The following is a 14,193-nucleotide window of genomic DNA, read 5'->3' as shown; positions in this document are numbered from 1 at the left end:
CGATCAGGGCCTCAGAGGAAGCGCACCCCCTGGGCCAACGGGAGCTCGCCCCCGTAGTTGACCGTGTTGGTGGCCCGGCGCATGTAGGCCTTCCAAGCGTCCGAGCCCGACTCGCGTCCGCCGCCGGTCTCCTTCTCACCGCCGAAGGCTCCGCCGATCTCGGCGCCCGAGGTGCCGATGTTGACGTTGACGATGCCGCAGTCCGAGCCCGAGGCCGCCAGGAAGCGCTCGGCCTCGGCCTGGTCCTGGGTGAAGACGGCCGAGGACAGCCCCTGGGGCACGCCGTTGTGCAACCGCAACGCTTCGTCGAAGGTGCGGTAGGTCAGCACGTACAGGATCGGCGCGAAGGTCTCCCGGCGCACGGTCTCGGTCTGTTCGGGCATGCGCACCACGGCAGGCTCGACGTAGTAGGCGTCGGGCGCCTCCTTCTCCAGGCACCGCGCGCCGCCGGCCAGGACCTGCCCGCCCTCCGCCTCGGCCTGTTCCAAGGCCTCGCGCATCGCACTGTGGGCGCGCTCGGCCACCAACGGGCCCACCAGCGTCTCGTCCTGGTACGGGTCGCCGATGCGCTCGCGCAGCTGGCCGTAGGCGCCCACGACGCCGTCCACCACCCGGTCGACCACGTCCTCGTGCACGATGAGCCGGCGCAGGCTGGTGCAGCGCTGGCCGGCCGTGCCCGCGGCGGCGAACACACTGCCGCGCACGACCAGGTCCAGGTCGGCCGAGGGGGCCACCACGGCCGCGTTGTTTCCGCCCAGCTCCAGCAGGTAACGGCCCATCCGAGCGGCCACCTTCGGTGCCACGGTGCGACCCATGGCGGTCGAACCGGTCGCCGACAGCAGCGCCACCCGCTCGTCCTCCACCAGGGCGTCGCCGACCTGCGCCTCACCCAGCACCAAGCGGTGCACGTCGGCCGGGGCGCCAACGTCCTCGGCGGCCCGGCGCAGCAGACTGTGGCAGCCCAGCGCGGTCAACGGGGTGAGTTCGGAGGGCTTCCACACCACGGTGTTGCCGCACACCAGTGCCACGCACGTGTTCCACGACCACACGGCCACGGGGAAGTTGAACGCCGTGATCACACCGACCACACCCAGCGGGTGCCAGGTCTCCATGAGCCGGTGCCCGGGGCGCTCGGAGGGCATGGTGCGCCCGTACAGCTGCCGGGACAGCCCCAAGGCGAACTCACAGATGTCGATCATCTCCTGGACCTCGCCCAGGGCCTCGGAACGGATCTTGCCGACCTCGATGGTGACCAGCTCGGCCAGGTCGGCCTTGTGCTCGCGCAGCAGCTCTCCGAAGCGGCGCACGAGCTGTCCGCGCTCGGGGGCGGGCGTCTCGCGCCAGGTGGAGCCGAAGGTCTCCTGGGCGGCGCCCACGGCACGCCCGGCGGATTGCGGAGTGTCGTACTCGACGGGGAACAGGTACTGCCCGGTGATGGGCGTGCGCGCCATACCGGCCGCCCCGACCGGTTCGGGCAGCCGGGACAGGCCGCAGCGCTCCAGGGCGGTGCGTGCCCGCTGCGCCAGGACCTCGGTCTGGGGGAGGGCAGCAGTGCTCATGTGCTTCTCTCTTCGTTGAGAGGGACGATGGACACACCACACCCTGCCAAGTCCGGGCCTGCCGGTCCAGACCCGGCCGCGCCCGTACGTGAGGATCCCCTCTCCCCCGCCACGGCGCGGATCCGCGCGCACGAACAGGACCCGGCGACGTTAGGCTGTGCTGTCGGACCGGCGCCCCGACCGCCCCACGACCCGACCCCGACAGTCTGCGACCCCGTGCACCACGACACCACGCCCGAAGAGGCCCGCGTCGACCTCCCCGAGCCCCGTCGGATCCTGGCCCGCTCCGGCTTCGGTGCGGCCGAGCCCCTGTTCACCGCCGAGCTCAGGGACGCGAAGGACCTGGCCCAGGCGCACGAGGTGGTGGCCGCGCACGGCTCGCGCCTGTGGACCGAGGCCACCCGCACCGGTCTGGACGAGCTCGACGACCGGCCCCTGTACTGGGCGCGCCTGGCTCTGGCCGGGCGGCTGCGCACCTGGCGTCCCTCCTTCCCCCTGGACCCCGCCGGCCGCGCCGATCTCATGCGGGTACTGGAGGTGGAGTCGCGTGGGATCACCGACCTGGACTTCCCGCCCGGTGAGCGGTGGGTGCGCGTGGTGGTGACCGGGTTCGACCCCTTCCACCTGGACCAGGACCCCTCCCGCTCCAACCCCTCCGGCACCGCGGCCCTGGACCTGAACGGGTGGACCTTCCCCGTGGGCCGTCGCACGGCCGTGGTGCGCGCGGCCATCTTCCCCGTGCGCTGGGCCGACTTCGACGACGGGCTGGTGGAACAGGCCCTGGCCGAGCAGCACGAGCGCGCCGAGGCGGTGCTCACGCTCAGCCGCGGGCGCAGCGGCCGTTTCGACCTGGAGGTGTGGAACGGGGCCCGCCGCGGCGGAGGCGCCGACAACCTGGGCGTGCGGCGCAGCGGAAGCATCCCTGCGCCCGGCGGCGGACCGCAGTGGACCCGCACTTCACTGCCGACCGAGCAGATGGCTCTGGCCGCGCCCGGTCCGATCCCGGTACAGGTGAACACGCACGTGGTCGAGGGCCACCCGCAAGTGGAGCGGCCCGACGGACCCACGCCGGGTTCGGTGGCGGTACGCGGCAGCGGCGGCGACTACCTCTCCAACGAGATCGCCTACCGCAACACCCTGCTGCGCGACCGTTCGGGCCGCGGCCTGCCGTCCGGGCACGTACACCTGCCCGAGGAACAGGGGCCGGAGGTGTTGGCCCAGACGCGTGCTCTGGTCGCCGCCGCAGCCGAATCGGCCCTGCCCCTGTGAGGTCCGCGGCGTCCGGAAGCCCGGATGCACACGCCCGGACACGTCCTGGGCAATTACTCACCCAGAGTAGCCAATCGGCTGCGGCGTGCCTCACCTCGGGCCGGGTCGCTCCGCTATGGTCCCCCCGTGGCTGACACCTCACTGCGCCGAAAGTTGTTCGTTACCGCCGCTGCCGGACTGCTCCTGACCTCTGCCTGCCAGGCGACCGAGGAGCCCACGGCGCCCACGGAGGCGATCCGTACTCCGCTGGACGCCTTCGAAGGGGTCACGGTCGAGTCCACGACCGTCGAGGCCGGACACAGCACCGTGGGCACCAGCTACCCGCGCGTGGCCGCCTCGCACCCGCTGATGATGGAAGTGCGCACCCGCATGGCCCAGCGCCAGACCGAGTTCCTGGAGGGGCTGCCGGACCGCGGCGGCTCCGAACTGCAGCAGGACGCGAGCTTCCTGGCCGTCTCGTCCCAGGTGGTGGGCGCCCGGATCACCTCCGCGGTCTCCTCGGGTGTGCAGGACGACGACGAGCACCAGACCCTTTGGTACGAGGCCTCCTCCGGCGAGGTCCTGCCCTGGACCTCCTTGTTCGCCGACGAGGCCGCGCTGGAGCGGGCCCACCTGTCCCTGGCCGGGGCCCTGCAGGAGGAGTACGACATGACCTCCCAGCAGCTTCCCGGGGTGCTGGGCGAGGTCGCCTCCCGGGCCGACGAGGCACAGGAGACCGAGGAGGCCGCGGCCGAGGGCGAGGGCGAGAATCAGGAAGCGGCCGCCCCGGACGACTCCCTCGACCTTTCCGACCCCGAACAGGCCGACGAGGCCGCCGAGAACTGGGCCGGCTCCCCGCTGGAGGACCTGGCCTTCAGCACGGCCGGGGGCCTGGCGGTCAACATGCCCCCCGGCGAGGTTCCCGAGGCCTCCGGCGGCCGGGAGGCCGTGCTGCCGGTCAAGGCCGAGGCGAGCGAGGAGATGCTCTCCGAGCTGGGCCTGGCCGCGCGCGACGCCGCCCTGGACAACGAGTCCGGCGCCGGGGAGTTCCCACTCGGGGACTCCCCGGACCACCAGGGGGTCAGTATGGACTGCGCACGGCTCAAATGCGTGGCCCTGACCTTCGACGACGGCCCCGGCGAGCACACCGACCGGCTCATGGACATCCTGGACGAGTACGACGCCCGGGCCACCTTCTACGTGCTGGGCGAGCTGGTGGGCGAGCACCCCGAGGCCCTCGAGCGCATGGACGAGGAGGGCCACGAACTGGGCAATCACACGTGGCAGCACGACGACCTGGCCGAGCTGCCGCCCGAGGAGGTGCGCCAGGACATCGCGCGCACCAACGACGCGATCAGCGAGATCACCGGGGCGGAGCCGCCCACCATCCGCCCGCCCTACGGGTCGGTCGACGACACCGTCAGCGGGGTGGTCGACCAGCCGATCATCCTGTGGGACGTGGACACCCAGGATTGGCAGAGCCGCGATTCGGACAAGGTGGCCGAGCACGCCCTGACCAACGCCGAGACCGGCAGCGTGGTCCTGTTCCATGACATCCACGGCAAGTCGGTCGACGCCGTTCCGGACGTCCTGGACGGCTTGCACGAAGAGGGTTACCACTTCGTGACCATCACCGACCTGTTCGGTTTGGGCGGCATGGGGTCGGGTGACGTGCTCACCGACGCCCGGATCGGCTGACCCGCAAAGGCCGCCGTCGGCCGCCGGAGCCCGCGATCCGACCGGGATCGCGGGCTCCTTTGCGCGTGCAGGGAAAAGGTTGAGCCGACCCGGTGTCGCCCATCCCACCGATCGAGCGTGACCTGCCCCACCCCACACAGGTCACCCCGTCATTTACAGTGCATGCTGTGAACGTTACGAGATCGATACCAAAGTTCGGGTTTGCTGCAACTTCCACCCTCCTGCTCTCCGGAGGGCTGTTGCTGGCCGGACCCGGTAGTGCCGCCGCCGAGACCGAGCCCCAGCACCAGGAGCCGGAGCCCGACTGCTCCGTCGAGCGGTGCGTCGCGCTGACCTTCGACGACGGCCCGGACGAGTTCACCGAGGAACTCCTGGACACGCTGAACACACACGGGGCCGCCGCGACCTTCTATCTGCTCGGTTCCAAGGTCGAGGACCACTCCGCCACGGTCGAGCGCATGGCCGCAGAAGGCCACGAGGTCGGCAACCACACATGGGACCACCCCGAACTGCCCGAGCTCTCCACCGAGGAGATCCAGGAGCAGGTCGGGCGCACCGACGAAGCCATCGCCGAGGTCACCGGCGAGGCCCCCCGGACCATGCGCCCGCCCTACGGCGAGCTCGACCAGACCGTGCGCCAGACCGTGGACCACCCCATGCTGCTGTGGGACGTGGACACCCTCGACTGGCAGAGCCTGGACCCCGAAGCGGTGACCGACGTGGCCGTGGAGGAGGCCGCCCAGGGCAGCGTCGTACTCTTCCACGACGTGCACGAGACCACCGTCGAGGCCGTGCCCTACGTGCTCAAGGAGCTCGACAAGCAGGGCTTCACCTTCGTGACCGTCGACCAGCTCTTCGACGGCCAGGAGCTGGAGCCGGGCGCGTCCTACAACCACGCCCGGCCCGACGGCGGGCCCGAGTACGGCGACGACACCGAGCTGGAGGAGGCCCCCCGGCCCGGTGACGGCACCGAACTGCAGGACACGCCCGAGCCCGGCGATGACGACGGGCTCGAAGGTGACGACGGGCTCGAGGGCCAGCCCGAAACAGGGGACGACCCCTGGCTCCAGTGAAGCCAGGGCACCCCGGTCTCAGAGCATGCGCCGCAGCACCTTCTCCTTGAAGGAGTCGATGGGCGCGTAGGCAACCCGCATGGTGTCCATGGCCAGCGACTTGTCCAGCACCGACTTCACGTGCGAGAAGGTGTCGAGCGAAGCGCTGGAGTGGTACGCACCCATGCCGCTCTCCCCGACACCGCCGAAGGGCAGCCCCGGCACGGCCAGGTGCGCGATGGGCAGCCCGAAGGCGAGACCGCCCGAGGAGGTCTCGGCGGTCAGGCGTCGCTTGGTCTCGGCCGAGTCGGTGAAGGCGTACAGGGCCAGGGGCTTGTCCCGCTCGTTGACGAACCGGATCGCCGCGTCCAGGTCGGGCACGCTGATCACCGGCAGGACGGGGCCGAAGATCTCCTCGGCCATGACAGGGGTGTCGGGTTCAACGCCGCCGAGCACGGTCGGGGCGATGTAGAGGTCCTCACGGTCGGTCTGCCCGCCCGTCACGACGGTCCCGCTCTCCAGCAGGGCGTTGAGGCGTTCGAAGTGGCGCTCGTTGACGATGCGCCCGAAGTCGGGGCTCTTCTGGGGCTGCTCGCCGAACATCTCGGTGATGGCGGCGGCCAGTTCGGTCTGCAGCTCCTGGGCGGTGTCGCCGATGGCCAGCACGTAGTCGGGGGCCACGCAGGTCTGGCCGGCGTTGGTGTACTTGCCCCAGGCCAGGCGGCGCGCGGTGGTGGCAAGGTCCACGCCGGGTTCGACGATCGCAGGGCTCTTACCTCCCAGCTCCAGCGTCACGGGGGTCAGGTGCTTGACCGCCGCGGACATGACGATGCGCGCCACTGCACTGTTGCCGGTGTAGAAGATGTGGTCGAAGCGCTCCTCCAGCAGGGCGGTGCTCTCGGGGATGCCGCCCTCGACCACGGCGACCGCCTCGGTGTCCAGGTAGCGCGGCAGCAGTTCGGCCAGCGCACCGGAGGTGGTCGGTGACAGTTCGCTGGGCTTGAGCACGGCGGCGTTGCCGGCCGCCAGAGCACCGACCAAGGGTGCCAGGGACAGGTTCACCGGGTAGTTCCACGGCGCGATGATGAGCACGGTACCCAGGGGTTCGCGCACGGTGCGGGCCTTGGCGGGGGCCAGGGCCATGGGCACGCCCACACGCTTGGGGCGCAGCCACGCCGACAGGTGGCGCAGCGTGTGGTCGATCTCGTTGATCACGAACCCGATCTCGGTGGTGTGCGCCTCGACGGGGCTCTTGCCCAGGTCGTCGTGGAGCGCGCGCTCGATCACCGGGCGCTGTTCCACGAGCATGCGGCGCAGCTGGCGCAGCTGGGCGCGCCGCCACCCGAGGGGTTTGGTGTGCCCGGAGGCGAAGGCCGAGCGCAGGCGGGCCACGGTCGGTGGGATGTCGGTGGTCAGTGTCAGGGGTTCGCCGGGGGTTTCGGTTCTCGTCATGGACCGATGGTAAACGAAAGTGTTTCGTTTCCAACCCCCTGACGGGACCCGCATAAGATTTCCGTCATGACCACCGAGCACCTGCCGGAGGCCGAACCCGCCTCCACCCGGGGACGGCCCCGCGACACCACGCGGGACCGCGCACTCATGGAGGCCACCCTCTCCGTCCTGCAGTCCCACGGCTACAGCGGGCTGACCACCGCCGCCGTCGCCAAGGAGGCGGGGGTCTCCACCGCGACCCTCTACCGCCGCTGGCGCTCCAAGGAACACCTGGTCGTGGGCGCTGCCCAGACCTGGGCCGAGGACCTGGGCCCCGACCGCGACACCGGCGACCTGCACGGCGACCTGTCCACGCTCCTGCACGACAAGGCACGCGCCCTGGACGGGGCCTCCGGGAGGCTACTGCGCGCCGTGCTCGGCGAGGCCGCACACAACCGCGCCCTGGCCGACGTGCTCTTCGACGACTTCGTCGTGCCCCTTCAACAGCGCGTCTCGGCCCTGCTGGAACGCGCCGCAGACCGCGGGGAGATCGATCCCGTGCAGGACCCCGACGTGGTCGGGGAGATGGTCATCGGCCCCATGGTCAGCCACACCTTCCTCATCCCCCACACCCCCGGCCAGGAGCCCGGCCCCGGACACCAGATGGCCGACCAGCTCCTGCCCTACCTGTTGCGCTCCCTGGGCGCGCACGGCGGTCCCGGACCGGACCGTTGACGCGGCCCCCGCGCGGTGGGAGCGTGACCGGCGTGAGCCGGCCACGACGACCGAACGGGGTAACAGCGTGCACGACGACCGGCGGCCGACCGAAGCACGACTGGACCGGGCCCTCGAGGAACGCATCCGGCCGGCCGTGCACACACCACCCTCCACCCCCTGGACGTGGCCCGCTGGGACGCACCCGGCGAACCCGTGCCCGCCTCCGAGGCCCTCGCCGCACCCCACTCCCCCGCCCGCGTCGGCGACGCCTGGGGACCGGCCTGGGGCACCACCTGGTTCCGGCTTCGCGGACAAGTGCCCCGGGACTGGGCCGGGCGCACCGTCGAGGCGCTGGTCGACCTCGGTTTCAACGACGCCAACCCCGGCTTCCAGGCCGAAGGGCTCGTCCGCCGCCCCGACGGCAGCATCGTCAAGGGCCTCAACCCCCGCAACGCCTGGATCCCCGTAGCAGGATCCGCTCGCGGCGGCGAGGACGTGGCCCTGCACGTGGAAGCCGCCGCCAACCCCGTCATCCTCGGACACCCGCCCTTCCGCCCCACCGACCGCGGATCCGGACGCGGCCCCGAGGACGAGCCCCTCTACCGGCTCGCCCGCGCCGACCTGGCCGTCTTCGAAGACCAGGTGTGGGAACTGGTCCTGGACCTGGAGGTGGCCGGCGGACTCATGCGCGAGCTCGACACCGGCGACCCGCGCCGCTGGGAGCTGCTGCGCGCCATCGAACGCACCCTGGACACGCTCGACCTGCAGAACGTCCCCGCCACCGCAGCCGACGCACGCCGACACCTGGCCCCCGCCCTGGAATCACCTGCCTCGGCCAGCGCCCACCGGCTCTCGGCCGTGGGCCACGCCCACATCGATTCCGCCTGGCTCTGGCCCGTGCGCGAGACCGTACGCAAGGTGGTACGCACCAGCGCCAACGTCGTCTCCCTTGCCGAGGAGCACCCCGGGTTCGTCTTCGCGATGAGCCAGGCCCAGCAATGGGTGTGGCTCAAGGAGCACGAACCCGAGCTGTTCTCCCGGGTCACCGAGGCTGCACGCCGCGGCCGGTTCGTGCCCGTGGGCGGCATGTGGGTGGAGTCGGACACCAACATGCCGGGGGCCGAGGCCCTGGCCCGCCAGTTCAGCTTCGGCAAACGCTTCTTCCGCGACGAACTGGGCGTGGACACCCAGGAGGTGTGGCTGCCCGACTCCTTCGGGTACTCGGCCGCCCTGCCCCAGCTGGTGCGGCTGTCCGGGTCACGCTGGTTCCTCACCCAGAAGATCTCCTGGAGCCAGACCAACGCCTTCCCCCACCACACGTTCTGGTGGGAGGGTCTGGACGGCACCCGCGTGTTCACCCACTTCCCGCCCGTGGACACCTACAACGCCGAACTGACCGGCGCCGAGCTCGCCCACGCATCGCGCACCTTCCGGGACAAGGGCGGTTCCTCGCACTCCTTGGTGCCCTTCGGCCACGGTGACGGCGGCGGAGGCCCCACCCGCGAGATGCTGGGCCGCGCCCGGCGCCTGAGCGATCTGGAGGGCTCGCCCCGGGTGCGGATCGAACACCCCGAGAACTTCTTCGCACGCGCCTGCGCCGAGTACCCGCAGGCCCCGGTCTGGTGGGGCGAGCTGTACCTGGAGTTCCACCGCGGCACCTACACCAGCCAGGCCGCCACCAAACAGGGCAACCGGCGCTGCGAACACCTGCTGCGCGAGGCCGAGCTGTGGGCGGCAACCGCGGCGGTGCGCACCGGCGCCGCCTACCCCTACGAGCAGCTCGAGGGGCTGTGGCACACAGTGCTGCTCAACCAGTTCCACGACATCCTGCCGGGCAGCTCCATCGCCTGGGTCCACCGCGAGGCCGCCCAGTCCTACGCCCGGGCCGCGCACGAGCTCACCGAACTGATCGAGACCGCCCAGCACACCCTGGCCCGGGACTCGGCCGGACCACAGGAGGACGGCGAGGCCGTCTTCAACGCCTGCCCGCACCCGCGCGAAGGGGTCCCGGCCCTGGGCGCCCTGCCCGTGGACCAGACCCGCCCGTCCGTGCCCGTGCCCGTCACCGGGACCGGGGACGGTTTCGTCCTCGACAACGGGCTCCTGCGCGCACACGTGGACCGGAACGGGCTGCTCACCTCGGTCACGGACCTGGTGGAGGGACGTGAAGCGCTCGCCCCGGGACAGGCGGGGAACCTGCTCCAGCTGCACCAGGACCTGCCCAACCAGTGGGACGCCTGGGACGTGGACCACTTCTACCGCAACACCGTCACGGACCTGACCGAAGCCGACAGCGTCGAGGCGGTGCACGAGGCGGACGGGGCGGGCGCCGTACGGGTGCTGCGCTCCTTCGGCTCTTCCCACCTGTCACAGACCCTCACCCTGGAGGCGGGGGCCCGGCGCCTGGACGTGGAGACCACCGTCGCCTGGCACGAGCGAGAGAAGCTGCTCAAGACCGCCTTCCCCCTGGACGTGCGCGCGCACGCCTCCTCCTCCGAGATCCAGTTCGGGCACGTGGAACGCCCCACCCACACCAACACCACGTGGGACGCTGCCAAGTTCGAGATCTGCGCGCACCGGTGGGTACACGTGGCCGAACCCGGATACGGGCTGGCGGTGCTCAACGACTCCACCTACGGCCACGACGTCACCCGCGACGTACGCACCGACGGGGGCACGACCACGACCGTGCGGTTGTCGCTTCTGCGCGCACCGCGCTTTCCCGATCCCGACACCGACCAGGGCCAGCACCGGTTCCGTTACGCCCTGGCCCCGGGTGCCGGCATCGAGGACGCGGTCCGCGAGGGGTACCGCCTCAACCTGCCGCAGCGCCGCACCGCGGGCGGGGCCGTCGAACCGCTGGTGAGCGTGGACGACCCGGGGGTGATCGTGGAGTCGGTCAAGCTCGCCGACGACCGCTCCGGAGACGTGGTGGTCCGCCTGTACGAGGCCCGGGGCGGGCGGGCGAGCGCGACCGCGCGTGCGCACTTGCCCGTCTCGGGCATCGAGGCGGTGAACCTGCTGGAGGAGCCCTACGACGAGGCCCCGCACCTGGACGTGGACCTGCCCGGCGGCCCGGGCGGCGCCGAGGGCGGGGCGGCCGTGTTCGCCCTGCGGCCCTTCCAGATCCTGACCCTGCGCTTGCGCCGCTGAGCCGCCCCTGGATGGACCAGCACTTGTTCGGTGCCCCCTTTGCGGCTTCGACGAGTACTGCCCCGCAGGCGTCCGTCGAGGGCGATCTCCGCCGACCGCTTCGGCGGCCTCACCGAACAACACAACTACCCCTTGAGCGCCCCGCCCAGGGCGAAGCGCCCGCCCAGGGCGCGGGAGACCAGGAGGTAGAGCACGACCACCGGGACGGTGTACAGGAGCGAGTAGGCGGCCAGCTCGCCGTAGCGCACCGACCCGTACTGGTCGAAGAAGGTGAAGACCCGCACGGCCGCCGGCATCTTCTCGGCGCTGGTCAGCAGGATGAAGGGCACGAAGAAGTTGCCCCAGGTGGTGACGAGGGTGAAGATCGCGACCACCGACAACCCAGGGGCCAGCAGCGGTGCGACCAGGTACCGCATCGACTGCCAGGCCGAGGCACCGTCCACCCAGGCAGCCTCCTCCAGGGTGATGGGAATGCCGTCGATGAAGTTCTTGGTCAGCCAGATCCCGAACGGCAGCGTGCTCGCCGACAGGAACAGGGTCGTGGCCGTCAGAGAGTTCAACAGGTCGGCCTGCACGAACATCCCGTAGACCGGCACCATGATCGCGGTGATGGGCAACCCCGTCGCGAACAGGACCGTGTACAGGAACGGCTTCTTGAAACGCAGCTGGTAGCGCGAGAGCGGGTAGGCGGCCAGCATCGAGCACACCGCGGTGATCAGCGCCGCTCCCCCGCAGGTCAGGATGCTGTTCCAGATCGGGACGTAGACGATCTCCGGCGTCATGATGGCTGTGAAGTTCTCCAGCGTGAACCCCGAGGGCCGCCTCGCTCGCAGCGACGCGTCAGGGNCGCAAAGACCATCCACAGCAGCGGCAGCAGGAAGACCAACCCCAGCCCGGCCAGGATCAGGTGGGCGAGCAGGCTGCCACCGGCCCGGCTCGGGCTGCTCACCCGCAGGCGCCGCCCCCTGCTTCGACCACCGCTCACCGTGCCTCCTCCTTGCGCAGCATCCACACGTACACCGCCGAGAACAGACCGGCCACGACCAGCAGGGCCAGCGCGATCGCGGTCCCATAGCCCAGGTCGCCCATCTGCAGCGCCTCCTGGTACATGAGCAGGGGCAGGGTGGTACTGCGTGCGCCGGGACCACCCGAGGTCATGACGAAGATCAGCGTGAACACCTGCACCGTCTGCAGGGTGATGAGCAGCAGCGTCGTGGCCAGGGTGCGGCGCAGCAGCGGCAGGACCACGTACCGCAGCACTTGGAACCCGGAGGCCCCGTCCACGCGGGCAGCCTCCTTCAGGTCCTCGGGTACCTCCGCCAGCCCCGCCGAGTAGGTCATCATCGAGAAGGCGGTGCCCTTCCAGACGTTGGCCAGGACCACCGCCAGCAGGGGCGCGGTGAACAGCCAGTTCTGCTCGGGGGCGCCGAAGCGCTCCAGGATCGCGTTGAGGGTGCCCTCGCGCTCCAGGAACGCGTACCAGACGAACCCGGCCACGACCTCGGGCACCACCCAGGCGCCGACCACCACCGATCCGACCAGGCCCCGCACCCAGCCGTGGCGGTTCTGCATCAGCAGGGCCAGCGCCAGGCCCAGCACGGTCTGGCCGAGCACACACCCGGCAAGGAAGACCACGGTGAGCACCACGGCGGTGCGAAACCGCGGGTCGGCCAGCATCTCTTCGAAGTTGGCGGTGCCCACGAACCGGGTGTCGGCCGCCTGCGCCCCGGTCAGGGCCACGTCGGTCAGGGATGCCCACACCGTCCACAGGACCGGCCCGGCGAAGAAGGCCAGCAACAGGAACACCGCCGGGCCCATCGGCACCGCCCACCGTGCGGTGCGCTCCCAGAACGTGCGCGCCCCTGCCCCGGGCGTGCCGCGGCGGGGCGCGGGGGCGTGCGCCCGGACGGCCATGCTCAGGAACCCGTGACCTGGTCGGGTCCCACGATCCCCTCGACCTCCTCGGCGTAGGCCTGCGCGGCCTCCTGTGGGCTCGCCTCGCCGAGCATCACCGCCTCCATCGCCTCCTGGATCGCCAACGACACCTGCGGGTACTCGCTGTAGGCAGGACGGAACCCGGTCACCTCGACCAGTTCAGCCGTCTCCTCGGCCATGGGTGCGGCCTCCAGGAAGCCGGGGTCCTCGGCGACGTCCTCCCGTACCGGGATCTGGCCGCCCTCCACGGCGAACTTGACCGCGTGTTCCTGTGTGAGGGCGTGGGTCATGACCTCCCAGGCCAGGTCGGGGTCGGTAGCGTGCGCGCCCATCGACAGCGCCCACCCGCCGGACATGCTCGTGATGCCGGGGGCCTGGCCCTCCTGGGTGGGCATGGGCACGAAATCCATCGTCTCCTCCCACTCGGGCCATGGCTGGTTGGCCTCCTCGATCCAGGACTGGGTGGCCCAGGAACCCTCCAGACTGATGGCGAGCTCGCCCGAGGGGAAACGCTCCTCGTTGTTGAGGGTGCCGATGTTGGCGTCCAGGGCATCCTGCGCGTCGAGGGTGAGCTCCTCGTCGAAGAGGGTGTGCACGAACTCCAGGGACTCGGTGAACCCGGCGCTGTCGACGACCCACTGCTCGGAGTCCTCGTCGAAGAGAGTGTCACCAGTGCCGCCGAGCAGCATCTGGAACCCCTGCAGCGCGGCCATCTCCCCGGCCGGGGTGCCCGAGTACACGTTCATCGGGACCACCTCGTCACCCAGCTCGGCATCGACGGTGCGCGCGGCCTCCAGCACCTCCTCCCAGGATCCGGGTTCCCACGGCACCTCCAACCCCGCTTCCTCGAGGAGTTCGGTGTTGTACCAGAGCCCGCGCACGTCAGTGCCGAGCATGACCCCGTAGCGGTCACCGTCCAGGGAGGTGACCGCCTCGGCCTCCTGCTCGGTGAAGTGCTCGGCCTCGTCCCAGGAGGCGAAGTGATCGTCCAGGGGCATGAGATAGCCGGCGTCGGCGTCCTGGTTGATGGTGAAGGTGTCCTGGTAGATGAGGTCGGGCGCCTCGCTGGGCGAGCCGTTCATCAGGTTGACCTGGGTCTGGAAGTCCTCCGGCGGGGCCTCGACAGCGTTGAGCTCAACGGTGGTCCCGGGGTTGTCGGCCTCGAACTCCTCCTTGACCTTCTGCATCAGGGTGTCCATGGCGATGAACGTGCCGTAGTTCTGGTAGACCACGCGGACGGTGTCCGGGTCGCGGTCGCCTTCCCCCGAACACCCCGTGGCGGCCAGGAGCACCGCGGAGGCCGCGGCCGCCGCGCAGGTGGTGAAAGGTCGTTCCGTCCTCATGCTGCCCCTTGCGACGACGCCGTCGGAACACGTCCCGACCCGCGCGGCAGCGCCGCA

9 protein-coding genes and 1 pseudogene are annotated in these 14,193 nt (G+C 70.9%); 5 read left to right on the top strand and 5 right to left on the bottom strand.

Translation table 11 applies throughout. The features are described from left to right. Nucleotides 1-11: 11 nt before the first annotated feature. Nucleotides 12-1,559: an L-piperidine-6-carboxylate dehydrogenase gene (gene amaB, locus D474_RS0100115; RefSeq protein WP_017611567.1), complete on the bottom strand. Its 1,548-nt coding sequence runs from the start codon at nt 1,557-1,559 to the stop codon at nt 12-14. A gap of 216 nt (nt 1,560-1,775) precedes the next feature. On the opposite strand from amaB, the gene D474_RS0100110 reads away from it, so the two are divergent. From D474_RS0100110 to D474_RS0100100, 3 genes are all read left to right on the top strand, one after another. Continuing rightward, a complete protein-coding gene (locus tag D474_RS0100110) occupies nt 1,776-2,828 on the top strand; it encodes a C15 family peptidase (RefSeq protein WP_017611566.1) in 1,053 nt (350 codons plus the stop codon). A 126-nt stretch (nt 2,829-2,954) separates the two neighbouring features. Then, nucleotides 2,955-4,505, top strand: a complete 1,551-nt coding sequence (locus D474_RS0100105; RefSeq protein WP_017611565.1) for a polysaccharide deacetylase family protein — start codon at nt 2,955-2,957, stop codon at nt 4,503-4,505. 239 nt (nt 4,506-4,744) lie between these two features. After that, nucleotides 4,745-5,578 (top strand): polysaccharide deacetylase family protein, encoded by an 834-nt coding sequence (locus D474_RS0100100; RefSeq protein WP_017611564.1) that lies wholly within the window; start codon nt 4,745-4,747, stop codon nt 5,576-5,578. Between the two features lie 18 nt (nt 5,579-5,596). On the opposite strand, the gene D474_RS0100095 is transcribed toward D474_RS0100100, so the two are convergent. Next, nucleotides 5,597-7,009, bottom strand: coding sequence for an aldehyde dehydrogenase family protein (locus tag D474_RS0100095; RefSeq protein WP_017611563.1), 1,413 nt, complete (start codon nt 7,007-7,009; stop codon nt 5,597-5,599). Between the two features lie 66 nt (nt 7,010-7,075). Between D474_RS0100095 and D474_RS0100090 the strand changes: the two genes are divergently transcribed. Beyond that, the gene (locus D474_RS0100090) at nt 7,076-7,723 is read left to right on the top strand and encodes a TetR/AcrR family transcriptional regulator (protein ID WP_017611562.1); all 648 of its coding nucleotides are present in this window, start codon (nt 7,076-7,078) and stop codon (nt 7,721-7,723) included. Nucleotides 7,724-7,888: 165 nt separating this feature from the next. Then, the gene (locus tag D474_RS27145; RefSeq protein WP_017611561.1) at nt 7,889-10,858 is read left to right on the top strand and encodes an alpha-mannosidase; all 2,970 of its coding nucleotides are present in this window, start codon (nt 7,889-7,891) and stop codon (nt 10,856-10,858) included. A gap of 125 nt (nt 10,859-10,983) precedes the next feature. Here the strand turns inward: D474_RS27145 and D474_RS27140 are convergent. From D474_RS27140 to D474_RS0100070, 3 genes and pseudogenes are all read right to left on the bottom strand, one after another. Then, nucleotides 10,984-11,813 (bottom strand): annotated as a pseudogene (locus tag D474_RS27140) (carbohydrate ABC transporter permease). A 26-nt stretch (nt 11,814-11,839) separates the two neighbouring features. Continuing rightward, the gene (locus tag D474_RS0100075) at nt 11,840-12,676 is read right to left on the bottom strand and encodes a carbohydrate ABC transporter permease (RefSeq protein WP_017611559.1); all 837 of its coding nucleotides are present in this window, start codon (nt 12,674-12,676) and stop codon (nt 11,840-11,842) included. Between the two features lie 98 nt (nt 12,677-12,774). Then, nucleotides 12,775-14,136: an extracellular solute-binding protein gene (locus D474_RS0100070; protein WP_017611558.1), complete on the bottom strand. Its 1,362-nt coding sequence runs from the start codon at nt 14,134-14,136 to the stop codon at nt 12,775-12,777. Between the last annotated feature and the right edge of the window lie 57 nt (nt 14,137-14,193).

The organism is Nocardiopsis salina YIM 90010 (genome assembly GCF_000341025.1).
In the GTDB taxonomy this organism is placed as follows: Bacteria; Actinomycetota; Actinomycetes; order Streptosporangiales; family Streptosporangiaceae; genus Nocardiopsis; species Nocardiopsis salina.
Note: the sequence above shows the minus strand (reverse complement) of the source record. Positions and strands in the feature narration are given on the sequence as shown.

Excerpts from the sequence above, each read along its gene's own strand:
- D474_RS0100095 (WP_017611563.1), bottom strand. The coding sequence starts at position 7,009 with ATGACGAGAACCGAAACCCCCGGCGAACCCCTGACACTGACCACCGAC.
- D474_RS0100075 (WP_017611559.1), bottom strand. The coding sequence starts at position 12,676 with ATGGGCCCGGCGGTGTTCCTGTTGCTGGCCTTCTTCGCCGGGCCGGTC.
- D474_RS0100090 (WP_017611562.1), top strand. The coding sequence starts at position 7,076 with ATGACCACCGAGCACCTGCCGGAGGCCGAACCCGCCTCCACCCGGGGA.
- D474_RS0100070 (WP_017611558.1), bottom strand. The coding sequence starts at position 14,136 with ATGAGGACGGAACGACCTTTCACCACCTGCGCGGCGGCCGCGGCCTCC.
- amaB (WP_017611567.1), bottom strand. The coding sequence starts at position 1,559 with ATGAGCACTGCTGCCCTCCCCCAGACCGAGGTCCTGGCGCAGCGGGCA.